The sequence below is a fragment of the Streptomyces angustmyceticus genome (genome assembly GCF_040701845.1).
In the GTDB taxonomy this organism is placed as follows: domain Bacteria; phylum Actinomycetota; class Actinomycetes; order Streptomycetales; family Streptomycetaceae; genus Streptomyces; species Streptomyces angustmyceticus_A.
The window spans coordinates 161,469-174,134 of sequence record NZ_JBFBHQ010000007.1 but is presented as its reverse complement, the minus strand read 5'-3'; the positions used below and the strand labels follow the sequence as shown (position 1 = coordinate 174,134).

Below are 12,666 nucleotides of genomic sequence, written 5' to 3'. Positions count from 1 at the left end.
TCAGGCAGCCGCTCCTCGTTCTTCCCCGGCGCCCCGCACGTCTGCGGGGACGTCGGCCATGCGGTAGAAGGTGTGATCGTCCTCGAGGTGGTGGACGAACTCCAGCGAGCTGTGGAGCAGGTCCTCGTCCTCGTGGACAAGGTAGGCGATGCCCGAGGCCCCGGTCGTCAGGGTCCGGTCCGGGATCGGGGCCCCGGTGACGGGAAGCCTGTCGATGGAGTGGAAGCCAGGCAGGCGGCGCAAGGTACGGGCACCCTCCACCGAGGCGAGTTCTCCGTCCCGGAAGCCCCGAAGGAAGACCTTGGCGAGCGTGCGCCCCCCGCCGTAGGGCAGGTCGAACCGGCGGGCGAACTCCTCCGGTCGCAGGAAGCGTTCGGCCACCAGGTGCTGGTGGCTGTAGCCGAAGGCGGCGTGATACGGGTCGGGGGCCAGGGACGGTCCCATGATCCGGGAGTTGACCTCCACGAGGCGGGGTCCGGCGGCCGTGAGCATCACCTCGGTGTGGGCGGCGCCTTCCCTGATGCCCAGGGCGTCCAGGCAGCGCAGGACGTAGTCGACGAGGTCGCGCTCCCCTTCGTCGAGCTGCGGGCGGGAGACGATGTGGCGCAGGACCGGAGCGCCGCCGACGGTGTCGATGCGTTCCCGGTACACCTCCGTGAGCAGGTGCCGACCGGCCATGCTGACGGTGTTGACGATGTATTGCGTGCCCGTCAGGTACTCCTGGAGCAGCAGGTCGGTGTTGGTCTCCCCCATGAGGTTGGACTTCAGCAGCGTGGTCTCGACCGCTGCGTGCGCCTGGGCGCGGCTGGTGACCACGGTGCAGCCGTCGCTGCCCGCGCTGTCCCGCGGCTTGATCACCATTGGTGTCCCCGGAGCGGTGCCCCATGCGTCGAGTGCCTCGTCGAGTTCGGCGACGGAGGCGACGGTGCGGGTGCGGGCCGCCGGTATACCGGCGGCCTCCAACGCGCGCACCATGAGCTCCTTGTCACGGCGGGCGGCGGCGAGGTGCTGCTCGTGGTGCGGGAGCCCGAGCACATGGGCCAGTTCGTCGGCGAGCAGTACGCCCCGCTCGCTCGCGGCGATCACCGCAGCGACCGGTTCGTTGCGCAACAGATCGGCCGCCTCCTGTACGGCGCCGGGACCGGTCCGCGTCAGCAGGTGCGTGCGGGGCGCGGTGTCGACGGCGTGATCAGCGCGCAGGGCCGCCTCGTAGAGGTGGAGGACGCGGGCACCTTCCTCGCGGAAGGCGGCGGCGAGTTCACGGCCGGTGGAGACGGGGTCGACGAGTACGTACACGAGGGTGCCTTTCGTAGCTGGGGTGCGTGCGTGTTGCGGGCGTCTGAAGCGTGGGGGCGGCGCCAGGTTGCGGGAGTACCGCTGCCGGCCCTGCGGGCCGGGGGGCGGTGGTGGCGAGACTCCGTGCCACCACGTCGGCCTGGGCGGCCGCGGTCCACAGATAGTTGACGATGGCGGTGCGCGCCCCGGCTGCGGCTCCCACCATCCAGATCCGCTCCGGCGCCCTGCCGTCGGGAGTCGTGAGCCTCAGGCGGTCGTCGGTGGGGGGCGGAGCGCAGCCGGGCGAGCAGGCGGCCGCGCCGAAGGCCAGCAGAGCCGGGCCGTGCGTACACACAGCGGGCGGCCGGTATCCGGCGGCCGCGACGACGTGGGTGTAGTGCTCGGCAGGGCTTTCGGGGTGCCACCGGGCGTGCCAGCCGCCACCGGGCGCCGGGGCGAGGGACACGGGGGTCCCGCGCCGCACCGCGAGCCGCCCGGCGAGCCCGTGCCGTGCCAGGGTTCGGGCGCTGGAGACGGGGATGGCGGAGATGTGACGGCTGATCAGCGGGCGGAACCGGGCGAGCAGACGGTCCCGCTCGTCGCGGGGCCACCCTTGCGTCCAGTCGTTGACGGCCTCGATGAGTTCGGCGATGACGGACTGCCAGGCGTTGGCGCCGGACTCGGTCTGCCGCAGCTCGGTGCCGAGCCGCCGCAGCGCCTCGGGTTCGGTTCCGAACTGCCGGCCGAGGGCGGGCGGGGGCAGCGGCGAGGCGTTCCGGACCGTGCGGACCAGAAGCCTGGTGAAGGCGAGGTCGAAGCCCGGGGACCGGGGGTCCAGCGCGCGCAGCCCGGAAAGGAGCCCGGCCGGGCGGTCCGGGCGGCACAGCCGGTCCCGGACCGCGGGAAGCTCTCCCGACGGCGAGCACAGGGTGACGTGTCGTTGTTCCGCACACAGCACGAGTGCGGCGTCGACCCCGGACAGTTTGGTGCCCAGGACCAACGGCCGGGCGTCTGCGGCCAGTTCTCGCAGACGGCCGGAGGGGTAGGCGCCGGCCAGCAGGTCGGGGTGGTCCGCGTGGTCACGGAGCACGTCCGGCAGGCGCGGCTGGTCGCCGCCCACCGCCACCACCACTTCCGTGGCCTCCAGGGTGCTGCCGTCATTCAGGGCGACGAGGTATCCCCGGCCCGGTTCCGCGGCGGGCCGCACCGTGTCGGCCCGGCCCGCCACCTGACGTACCGCGCAGCCGCGGGCCGCCAGCGTGCTGCGTGCCCGGGCGAAGCGCTCACGGCAGTACTGCCCGACCAGGGCCCGCGGCACGAAGTCCGACCGGCTCACCGGCCACCCGCGCCCGGCGAGGTAGCGCAGCAGATCGGACTGCTGGTCCCGGTGCAATGAGGTGACGTCGACGGAGGTGTTGCAGCGCAGGCGCGGGTCGGCGGTTCCGAAGGCCACGCCGAATCCGGCCGGCCGTGGGTCTACCACGGTCACCGACACGGGGCGGACGTCGGCGTGCTGCGCAAGGTGGTGGAGCACCGCGGTGGCGGAGGCTCCGCCACCGACGACCACCAGGTGTCCACCGGTGCCCAGGGGGCGGCTGTCGCGGCTGTCCACGGTGAGTGCGTCTCCTTTCTTCTTCGGGGCGGGTGTTACTCGCGCGGGGCGATGAGGCGCAGCCAGTCGGCGAACGCGGACGTGGTCAGCAGATCGGAGTGGCCCCCGGGGAAGGTGCGGCGGGTGCAGGGGCCGGCGGTCGCCGCGGCCCACTCCGCTGTGCCCTCGGCGGAGGTGAGCGGATCCGTTGCCCCTCGCGCGGCGAAAACCGCGCACCGTGGGTGCGGCCGCGGTGCGGCACCGACGTCCGCGAGCAGGCGCAGGTCCTGCAGGGCGGCATCCAGGACCAGGTCGTGCCACTCGTCGGACGGGTCCGGCAGCAGCCGCGGGTCGATGCCCTCCAGGTAGGCCGCGACGGCCGCCCGGTCGGAGCGCGCGGCCTGCGGGACGGCGAGCCGCTGTGGCGCGTTGGCGCCGACGACGACCAGCGCGTGGACGGGGCGTCCGCGGCGCTCCAGTTCCGCCGCGGTGGCGTGGGCGACGTAGGCGCCGAAGCTGTGCCCGAGCAGGGTCACCCGCTCAGCCGGCAGCTTCTGCGCCTGCTCGGTGCACGCGTCGACGACCTCGGGGAACGTCGTGTCCTTGCCCATGTCGCGCCCGAAGCGGCCGGGGTACCGGGCGATCCGGGCAGCGGGCCCGAGCTCGTCCAGGAGGGGCTTGAGTTCGCCGCCGAAGGATCCCGCCCCGGGCAGGACGAGGGTGCCGTGTGGTTCCGTGGGCACCGGTTTCTCCGTTTCTCCCCGTCGGGGTCAGAGGGTGAGGCCCAGTTCGTCCATGATCATCGCGATGCTGATCGCGCTGATCCTGAAGTCCCACTTGCCGGTCTCGGCCGGGCCGTCCAGGCAGCCGGCCGTGAACAGGCCGCTGGCCTCGACCAGGGCTCGCCAGTCCTCCCAGGTGCGGGTGCTCGTGATGGACTGGACGTCGTAGGCGGTGAAGCCGTGCTTTCCGCGCTGCAGGACGGACTGCGGAACGATGCCTTCGTAGGCCGACCTGAGGCAGGCCTTGCCCTCGAAGTCCTTCATCTTCCTGGCGTCTTCGACCTGGAGGGCGAGTGAGACGACGGAGTTGCCGAGGAAGGGGTAGCGGCCCTCGACGGAGTGCCGCATCAGCATCGAGTCCCCGTGGTCGCCGAGCAGGTGGCCGGACATCTGCACGTACACATCGGCGATCGAGCGCAGCTGCATGCGGGAGAGCTGCTGCACCTCCTGGTCGGTGAACGGGATGAGCCGCGCATGGTGGAACTCGTGGCCCGTCAGGGCCTCGCGCGCCGAGGGCGTGAGGAACCCCTCCCGGCGGCGTGCGACCTTGTCCCAGTCCACCTCCCAGCCGAAGTCCGGTCGGCCCCAGGCCTGTTCGTTCTCGGCCCGCGAGGGACGCCGTGAGCGGGCCAGGCCGTCGAAGGCGTAGGAGTCGTAGCCGAAGAACAGCTCGTCCGCGCCCTCCCCGGACACCACCCCCTTGATGCCGGCGTCCCGTACGCTGCCCGCGAGCATCATCGCGGCGACGTTGTAGGTCTCCCGCTGCGGATAGCAGCAGTGCCGCACCATGTCCTCGAACCGCGCGGTGATGTCGCTGTGGTGGCAGGGGATCTGCTCGTGCTTGCTGCCGGCCGCCTGTGCCACCTCGCGCTGGAAACGGCCCTCGTCGAGCCCGGGGTCGTCGAAGACCACCGAGAAGGTGCGGACCGGCTGGGCACTGAGGGCGGCCGCCTCCATCACGATGGCGGTCGAGTCGAAGCCTCCGCTCAGGTAGGCCCCGATCTCCACGTCTGCCCGCAGCCGGGCTTGGACGGAAGCGCGCATCGCCTCCCGCAACGCCGCATCGGTGACGGGTTCGTCCGCCGGGGCGAACTCGCCGTAGCGCCAATAGCGCAGTGTCCGGCTTCCGTCCGCGTCGAAGCGGACGGCGCACCCCGGCGGGACGGCCCGGACCCCTTCGACCAGGGTGCGCGGAGCGACGATGTTGCCCAGCGAGAGGTACTGGTCGACCGCGCCCAGGTCCACCTTCCGCGGCCGTTCCACACACTGCACCAGGGGCTTGAGTTCGGAGCAGAAGTGCACCTGCGGTCCGACCTCGGTGTAGTACAGGGGGCAGATGCCGAAGCGGTCCCGGGCGAGATGGAGCGCGTTGCGGGCGCGGTCCAGGACGACCGTGGCGAACTGCCCGTCGACCAGGTGCAGTCCCTCGGATCCGTACCGTGCGAAGAGCTCCGGGACGATGGCGACGTCGACGCCGTTGTGCGGCCGGTCGAGCCCCATCCGGGTCCGCAGCTCGCGGGCGTTGTAGATCTCCCCGTTCGTCATGGCCACGTAGCGGCCGGTGCTGTCCTCCGCAGGCTGCCACCCGTCGGCCAGGCCGGTGAAGCCGAGGCGGCCGAGCTTGGCGCAGATCGTAGGGGTGTTCAGTGAGTAGGTCTCGTCCGGTCCTCGGTGCACCTGCCGCTCGTGCATGGCCGCGGCCACGCTGCGGTCGGTGACGCCGGACGGCGAGTACGTGCCGCACACACCGCACATGTTGGTCACAGCCCCCGTTCACGTACGTGGTCGACCAGCACCTTCAGGTTCTCCGCACGCAGGACGTCGCGTACGCCGGCGTCCATCCAGCCGAGGTCCTTCAGCTTGTTGACGAGGATGACCGTGGAGGCCGAGTCGCCTCCCAGGTCGAAGAAGTTGTCCTCCACGCCCGCGTCGGCCACCCCGGTCAGACGGCGCACCAGGGCGAGGACCTGTTCCGCCGGCCCGGCCTCGTGCCCCGCCGCGCCCGACTGCTGCCGGCGGGCCCGCAGGGCGTCCCGGTCGACCTTGCCGTTGCGGGTGTAGGGCAGGGCTTCGACCTGGTGCAGCACCGAGGGGACCTTGTACGGGTCGAGGACCGCCTCCAGGTGCGTGCGCAGCTCGCGGGGGCTCGCACCGCCCTGGTAGTAGCACACCAGGGCGTCGGCCGCGGAGGGATCGTCACCGTCGTACGCCTCGGCGTCGACCGCCGCTTCGACGACGGTGTCGAGCCGGCAAGCCGCGCTCTCGATCTCCCCCGGGTCGAGCCGGTAGCCGCGGACCTTCAACTGCCGGTCCAGGCGCTCCACGAAGTAGTACTGGCCGTCGCGTACCTCGACGATGTCGCCGGTGCGGTAGACGCGGTTCGCGGGACCCTCGGCAAAGCGGCGCAGGCCCTGGGAGGTGAGGTAGCCGATGGCGACGCTGGGCCCGGTGATGACCAGCTCACCGCGCAGGGCGTCGCCGGCCCCTGTCGCGGGCCCGCCGGGCAGCTGGGCCACCTCCAGGCCGCAGTCCCCCACCACCGTGCCCAGGGGGACGGCGTCGGTGCAGTCGTCGGGGTTCAGCGGGGCGCTCAGGAGGTTGCAGACGGTGCTCTCCGTCGTCCCGTAGGCGTTGTGGAAGTCCGTGTGGGCCGTCCACTTGCGCACCACGGCGGGGCGGCAGGCTCCGCCGCCGTTGATCACGTGGCGCAGGCTCATCGCCGTCGTCGGATCCGTCGCGGTGAGGGCATAGGGCGTGGTCTTCAGGTGCGTGACACGGTGTTTCTCCAGGGTCGCCTGGAGTACGGCGCCCGGGCTGAGGTGCTCCTCCCCGAGGACCACGAGGCACGCGCCGGCGGTCAGCGTCCACAGGATCTCGGTGAGGCAGCCGTCGAAGGTCAGCCGGGCGAACTGGAGGGTCCGGCTCTCGGGTCCCAGTTCCAGGGCGCGCACATGGTCGTGGATCACCCCGGCCAGGGGCGCGGCGCTGACCAGCACGCACTTGGGCTCACCGGTCGATCCCGACGTGTGGATGGCGTAGCCGACCCGGTCCTCGAGCGGCACGACCGCTCCGCCGGTCGGCTCGTCGGCAGCGCGCCACTGCGTGGGTGTGGGCACCAGGACGGGCCCGCTCGCCCCTGCGGAGGTCTCGGCGATCCAGGCCACGAAGAGGGAGGCGACCTTTGCGTGGTTGGAGGAGGCGCTGTCGCGCGGGTCGAGGAACACGAAGGGGCGTTCGGCCCTGAGCGCGGCGGCCATGGCGATGATGGAGGCGGGAGTACGGACGGCCTCGATGCCGATGAACTCGCCGGGCGAGGAGAGCGTCCGGAGCTCATGGGCGAACTCGGTGACGAGACGGCCGAATTCACGGAAGGTGACGACGCCGTCTGCTGTCTCGATGGCAGGGCGCTCCGGATGGCGTTCGATCGCCGCGGCGAGGGCGTCCGCTACGGAGGAGTGCTGTGCGCTCATGGTCTCAGCCCTTCACGGAGTGAGAGAGGGTGCCGACGCCTTCGACGACCGAGGTGATCGTGTCGCCCGGCTCGATCACGGCCGCCCCCGGCGTGCCGGTGCAGATGACGGTGCCGGGCGTGAGGGTGCGGCCGGCGCTGAAGTACTCGACGAGGAAGGCCAGGTCGTACTTCATGTCCGACACGGATGCGGAGGCGACGACCTCTCCGTTGCGCACGGTGGAGACCCGCGTCGACCGCAGCGCCTCGTCATCGAACTCGTCAAGGGTCACCACCTGGGGGCCCACACTGCAGAACGTGTCGAATCCCTTGGCCCACGGGATGTAGCGCGGGTTCTCCCGGATCACGTCCTCCGCGGTCATGTCCAGGACCGCGGTGACGCCGGCGATCACCGATCGCCACTCCTGGCTCCGCACGTTCTTGCACTCCTGGCCGACGACGAGCCCGAGTTCCGCCTCCGCCGTCACCCGACCGCTCTGCACGGGCAGTTCGATCTGGCCGCCGTTGTCGATGAGGCAGCCCCTGGGCCGCAGGTACGAGCCGGGTCCGGAAGCGGGCTGCTGCGCGCTGAGGTCCTGGGAATGTCCCAGGTAGTTGAGTCCGGCTCCCCAGATGTCTCCGGCGTCGACGACGGTGGCGGCCTCCTCCAGGCGTACGTCGAGCGGGTCGGCGCCCGTCACCTGGTCGAGGAGTTCGGCGAGTTCCTGGCGCCGGGCGGCGCTGAGCAGGTCGCTGAGCCGGTACGGCAGCTGTCGGCCGGCGACGGCGTCCAGGGTGGAGAGCGGGATCCAGCCGCCGCGGTGCGCCACAGCTGTCTGCAGGCCTTTTCGGGTGTTGACGCGCGCCAAACGCATGGCGTTCCTCTCAAGCGGGGTTGACGAAAAATTCAGGCCGCGGCGGTCTGCCGGGAGAGCTGCTGCGCGGCGGCTCGGATGTCGGTCTTCTCGGCGCTGCGCCGGGCCATGCCGACGGCGGTTTCCATCAACGGGGCCGGCTCGACCTCGAGTTCCTGGCACAGCTGGTCGATGAGCGGGAAGAAGCCGGAGTGAATTCCGATCACCCCGCCGAGCACCTGCATATTGCGGTCTTCGGGGAGGAGTTCCAGGCTGGTGCGGCAGAAGTGCGCGAGCTTGGCCAGTTCCTTGTAGTCGAACCGGTCCGATCCGAGAACGCGCATGATTCCGGCCAGCGATTCCGTCTCCGCGTTCCCGGCCCCACGACCGATTCCGTCGAGCGTGCCGTCCGCGATGGTCGCGCCCGCCTGGAATGCGGCGATGCTGTTCGCGTTCGCCAGGCCCAGGTTGTCGTGCCCGTGGAATCCGACGACGGGGCAGATGTCCTTCGCCACGGTCACATACCGCTGCACGTCGTCGGGCATCATCGAGCCGCAGGAGTCGACCACGTACAGGCCGGCCACCTCGGGAATGTCACGAAGCAGCTCGGGCAGCTCCTGCGCGGGAGTGCTGCTGGTCTTCATCAGGTTGAGGTAGACCTCATCGCAGATCTCGGTGGCGCGCCGGAGGTAGTCGAGGTGGTCCGGGACCTTCTCGGGCTCCATTCCGATCCGTACGAACGACATGCCCTCCTTGCACAAGTCGGCGAGGGTTTCGAGCCGGCTGAACCCGGGCTGCGCGAACATTCCCCAGGGCGTGGCGGAGAGCTCCTGGCCGGCGATCTCGCACCAGGTCGCCAGATCGATATTGGAAGCCTTGATACCGGAACGCTCCGCCTCGAACCCGAGGCCGTGCCCGACCTCGACCTTGTTGATGGGCGTCGCTTCCAGCCTGCGGAGCAGCTTCCTGACGAACTTCTCGTCGAGTTGGAAGTCGACTGCGTAGGAGCCGTCCCGCAACGTCGCGTCGAGAATCTCAAGCCGCCGCGACGGGAACGTCCGGGAAGGAGATGCGTACATTCTGGTCCTCCGAAGCAGTGGGAAGGGAATGCCAGATCACTGCGGATCTGCCACGACCTTGCAGCACACGACGGCGCCCTGGGGGCGGCATACAACGAAGGGCGGGCGGCAGCACCGGGAGACGTACAACCTTCGTTGCAATGCAGGGTCGAGACCCACTCAACTGCCTTCTTCGGCCTTTACGGTCTGGGTGTCGAGTTCGCCGCCTCGCGAGGGATTTCGCAGGGGGCGGCGGGCTTTCCAGTGGCGCCGGGTCGGGCGGCATTTCGCCGACGCGCCTCTTCGGGTGCGCACCGCCGGCGCCCTGTCACACGGGCCCTTTGGCCCTCACCCGTTCACGTTGGACCTCAGGAGGACAGATGCGCGCGACCGTGCTGGAGAACCTCAGGGGCGCACTGCCGGAGCGAGATGTTCCGGCCGTCGAGGAGTGCGTCACCGAACTGTATGAAGCCCTGCCGCACCACGACGACCTCAGCCGGAACACGGTCATGGTCGCGTACGGCGGCGGCAAGGACAGCGCGTACGCGGTGGCGTTCGTACGAGCGGTCCACCTGGCTCTCGCCGAGCGCCACGGAGCCACCTTCAACCTGAGGGTGGTCACCATGCGGCACGGTGGCATGCCCTACCAGGTGATGCTCAACATCGACGCCACGTACCAGGCCCTCGGTCTGTACGAGGATCGCGATGTGGAACTGCTGCTGATCGAGCGCGACCGCGTGGTCCCCTTCGACCGGGACCGCAGCATGCCGCACCGCCTGATCGCCTTCAACCGGACCGACATGCTGATGTCCGGTCACCGCACCTACGGCGACGGCAGGGCCACCTTCTGCAACGCCTGCAACCTGAACGTGGCCAGCTCCTTCGGCGTCGCTGCGCGCCACGGAGCGGGCGTGGACCTGATCATCACGGGTGACTCGCCGCAGGAGCAGCGGGACTACGCGGTGTGGATCCGGCAGCTGGCCCGCGGAGCCGGGCAGAAGCCCGCCGACAGCAAGAAGCGCTTCCGGGGGACGCTGGAGACCCTCGACGGCCTGGCACAGGCCTACTTCCAGGAGATCCACGGCCGGGAGAACACCGACCGCGTCAAGGAGCGGGGAGTCGCCTCCGACGTCCCCTCGGCGCTGGAGTTCTTCTCCATCTACGATTACACCAGCTACGCCTCGGGCGCGCACTGGCGGCTCCTCACGGACTTCCTCGGCTTCGTCTTCGACGAGATCGCGTTCAACTTCACCGAGTCCGACTGCGCCAACCCCGCGCTCATGGCCCACCTGCGCGGGCTGCGGACCGAGCACGCCTACGGACGCAGCTACGGTGAAGGCATCGCCCAGTACGTGGACTTCGCCCTGGAACTGATGCGCAAGAAGCACTTTCCCGAGCACCTGGTCGAGGAGATCGCGGAGCGATACCGCACCGACGAGGGCGTCGAGCGGATGCGCGAGGCGGCCACCCGCTACGCGGAGGACGCCTTCGGCCTGGACACCGAGCAGTTGGTCTGCATGGTCTATTCGCCCTTCGCCGGCGGCGCGGCGAACCTCCACGACTACCTGGCCGGGGAGTGCCCCGATCTGCTCGCCGAGGAGGACCGCATCCGCGGGCTCCTGGCGGGCACGGACACCAGCGACTGGCTGGCCGCGCGCCTCGAACGCCTCAGCGGCCTGAGCCTGACCGACCTTCGGGCGCTCCACGACGGTCCGCTGTGGTCACCGTTCCACGCCAAGGGCACGCAGTCGGGAGTGCTCCCCCTGGTCATGGACAGCGACCCGCACAAGAAGATCATCAGCGTGCGGCGCGGCTCCACGGGCGACGAGGTCCTGGACCGGGTCGCCGGCCGCTAGGAGCTGGGGGACATCGATGACATCCGACGCCAGCCGTTCCACTTCGCCGGCGGGCCCGCCCGCCGCTCCCTACCTCAACCTGCTCGTCACCATGGTGATGTTCGGCAGCGCGTTCGCCGGCTCCAAGGTGGTCGTCGGCGCGATGCCGCACCAGATGGCCGCGGCGCTGCGGTTCGGCTCAGGAGCCGTACTGCTGATCGTCCTGGCCGTCGCGCTGCGCCGTAGGTCCGCGCCCATCGGACGCGCCGCCGCCCTCCGCGCGGGTCTGATCGGCCTGCTCGGCGTGCTGGCCTACAACTACTTCTTCTTCTGGGGACTGTCGCTGGCACCCGCTCTCGACGGCAGCGTGATCGTCCCCGTCCTGAGCCCCATCCTGACCACCGCGACACTGCTGCTCCTCCGCCGCGAGAAGGCCTCATGGGCGCGCGTCACGGGCCTGCTCGTCGGCCTGGCCGGCGCTGCCGTCTTCCTGCTCGGAGTGGGCGGCGGCGCCGACAACCAGCGGCTCCTCGGCGACCTCGTCTTCGTCGCGGGCGCAGCCTGCTGGGCGGCGTACAGCATCCTGTCGAAGTCACTCCTCGTCGGCATCGCCCCACTGCGGGCGACGGCTTGGGGGACCGCCGTCGGCGGACTGGGGCTTGTGATCCTCGCGGCGCCGACCGCCGGCGGCGTCGCATGGTCCGAGGTCTCGGGCCTGGCCTGGGCGAACATCGCCTTCCTCGCGATCGGACCGACCGCTGTCGCCTACCTGTTCTACTACCGGGGGCTGCGCGAGGTCAGCCCCTCCATGGCCACGGTCATGATGTTCACGGTGCCGGTGTTCGGCACGTTCTTCTCGACGGTCTTCTTGGGCGAGTCGTTCACCGGCGTGCAGCTGGCCGGCACCGTGGTCATGCTCGCCGGAGCCCTGCTGGCCGTCCTGGGGAACACGCTGGTCGAGCGGTCGGCCCGGCTACGGGTCCCGGTCGACAAGCAGGTCGAGGGGGTCTCCTGATGGATCTCGCCCTCTCCGGCCGTACGGCTCTCGTCTGTTCGTCCACGCAAGGCCTCGGTGCGGCCATCGCCTCGGCCCTGGCCGCGGAGGGCGCCAACACCGTCGTCAACGGACGGCACGACGCACAGGCGAAAGAGGCCGCCGCGCGCCTGCCCCACGCCGTCGGTGCCGGGGCCGACCTGTTGTCCCCGAACGGCCCGGAGGAACTCTTCCAGGCCACCGTGGAGGCCTTCGGGCCCCCCGACGTCCTCGTACTGAACGGTCCGGGGCCGCGACCGGCGCAGGCCACCGACATCACCGCCGCGGACGTCGACAGCGCCTTCGAGACGAGCGTGCGGCCCCACATCCGCCTGATCTCACTGGCCCTGCCCGCCATGCGGGCACGCGGCTGGGGCCGCATCCTCGCGGTGGGCTCCAGTGGAATCGCCGCTCCCCTCGCCAACCTCGCCCTGTCCAACCTGGGCAGGGCCGGGCTGGCCGGGTACCTCAAGACGCTGGCCGCCGAGGTCGCCGCGGACGGCGTGACGGTCAACCTCCTGCTGCCGGGACGGATCAGAACCGAGCGCACCAGGACGGTCGACACCGCGAACGCCGCACGCACGCACCGCTCGGTGGCGGACGTGGAACGGGAGTCGGTCGCCGCGATCCCCGCCGGCCGCTACGGCCATCCCTCCGAGTTCGCCGCTGCCGCCGCCTTCCTGTGCAGCGCACCCGCGTCCTATGTGACCGGGGTCGCCCTGCGGTGCGACGGCGGCCTCGTGCGCGGCCTGTGACGCCCGCCCCTTCCCCCAGCCCTCCCCCGCCTTCT

10 protein-coding genes are annotated in these 12,666 nt (G+C 70.7%); 3 read left to right on the top strand and 7 right to left on the bottom strand.

The window, feature by feature from the left end; genetic code table 11:
* From AB0411_RS18630 to AB0411_RS18600, 7 genes are read right to left on the bottom strand one after another with little or no spacing between them, the layout of a single operon-like run.
* A complete protein-coding gene (locus AB0411_RS18630; RefSeq protein WP_366418375.1) occupies window positions 1–1,296 on the bottom strand; it encodes an ATP-grasp domain-containing protein in 1,296 nt (431 codons plus the stop codon).
* Window positions 1,259–2,887, bottom strand: coding sequence for an FAD/NAD(P)-binding protein (locus tag AB0411_RS18625; RefSeq protein WP_366418374.1), 1,629 nt, complete (start codon window positions 2,885–2,887; stop codon window positions 1,259–1,261). Before AB0411_RS18625 ends, AB0411_RS18630 begins: the two co-directional genes overlap by 38 nt.
* A 35-nt stretch (window positions 2,888–2,922) precedes the next feature.
* A complete protein-coding gene (locus tag AB0411_RS18620; RefSeq protein WP_366418373.1) occupies window positions 2,923–3,609 on the bottom strand; it encodes a thioesterase II family protein in 687 nt (228 codons plus the stop codon).
* A 27-nt stretch (window positions 3,610–3,636) separates the two neighbouring features.
* A complete protein-coding gene (gene asnB, locus AB0411_RS18615; RefSeq protein WP_366418524.1) occupies window positions 3,637–5,403 on the bottom strand; it encodes an asparagine synthase (glutamine-hydrolyzing) in 1,767 nt (588 codons plus the stop codon).
* A gap of 5 nt (window positions 5,404–5,408) precedes the next feature.
* Complete coding sequence (locus AB0411_RS18610; protein WP_366418372.1) at window positions 5,409–7,118, bottom strand: non-ribosomal peptide synthetase; 1,710 nt, start codon at window positions 7,116–7,118, stop codon at window positions 5,409–5,411.
* Window positions 7,119–7,122: 4 nt separating this feature from the next.
* Window positions 7,123–7,971: a fumarylacetoacetate hydrolase family protein gene (locus AB0411_RS18605; RefSeq protein WP_366418371.1), complete on the bottom strand. Its 849-nt coding sequence runs from the start codon at window positions 7,969–7,971 to the stop codon at window positions 7,123–7,125.
* 32 nt (window positions 7,972–8,003) lie between these two features.
* Window positions 8,004–9,029, bottom strand: coding sequence for a hypothetical protein (locus tag AB0411_RS18600; protein WP_366418370.1), 1,026 nt, complete (start codon window positions 9,027–9,029; stop codon window positions 8,004–8,006).
* 359 nt (window positions 9,030–9,388) lie between these two features.
* On the opposite strand from AB0411_RS18600, the gene AB0411_RS18595 reads away from it, so the two are divergent.
* Genes AB0411_RS18595 through AB0411_RS18585 form a run of 3 tightly spaced genes read left to right on the top strand, consistent with a single transcriptional unit; the run spans window position 9,389 to window position 12,631 of the window.
* The gene (locus AB0411_RS18595) at window positions 9,389–10,864 is read left to right on the top strand and encodes a PqqD family protein (protein WP_366418369.1); all 1,476 of its coding nucleotides are present in this window, start codon (window positions 9,389–9,391) and stop codon (window positions 10,862–10,864) included.
* Window positions 10,865–10,880: 16 nt separating this feature from the next.
* On the top strand, window positions 10,881–11,858 hold the full coding sequence (locus tag AB0411_RS18590; protein ID WP_366418368.1) for a DMT family transporter: 978 nt from the start codon (window positions 10,881–10,883) through the stop codon (window positions 11,856–11,858).
* A complete protein-coding gene (locus tag AB0411_RS18585) occupies window positions 11,858–12,631 on the top strand; it encodes an SDR family oxidoreductase (RefSeq protein WP_366418367.1) in 774 nt (257 codons plus the stop codon). The genes AB0411_RS18590 and AB0411_RS18585 overlap by 1 nt, the downstream gene beginning before the upstream one ends.
* The last annotated feature ends 35 nt before the right edge of the window (window positions 12,632–12,666 follow it).

What these genes read in the sequence shown, in the direction of transcription:
- asnB (WP_366418524.1), bottom strand. Translation starts at nt 5,403, where the DNA reads ATGTGCGGTGTGTGCGGCACGTACTCGCCGTCCGGCGTCACCGACCGC.
- AB0411_RS18610 (WP_366418372.1), bottom strand. Translation starts at nt 7,118, where the DNA reads ATGAGCGCACAGCACTCCTCCGTAGCGGACGCCCTCGCCGCGGCGATC.
- AB0411_RS18605 (WP_366418371.1), bottom strand. Translation starts at nt 7,971, where the DNA reads ATGCGTTTGGCGCGCGTCAACACCCGAAAAGGCCTGCAGACAGCTGTG.
- AB0411_RS18600 (WP_366418370.1), bottom strand. Translation starts at nt 9,029, where the DNA reads ATGTACGCATCTCCTTCCCGGACGTTCCCGTCGCGGCGGCTTGAGATT.
- AB0411_RS18595 (WP_366418369.1), top strand. Translation starts at nt 9,389, where the DNA reads ATGCGCGCGACCGTGCTGGAGAACCTCAGGGGCGCACTGCCGGAGCGA.
- AB0411_RS18590 (WP_366418368.1), top strand. Translation starts at nt 10,881, where the DNA reads ATGACATCCGACGCCAGCCGTTCCACTTCGCCGGCGGGCCCGCCCGCC.
- AB0411_RS18585 (WP_366418367.1), top strand. Translation starts at nt 11,858, where the DNA reads ATGGATCTCGCCCTCTCCGGCCGTACGGCTCTCGTCTGTTCGTCCACG.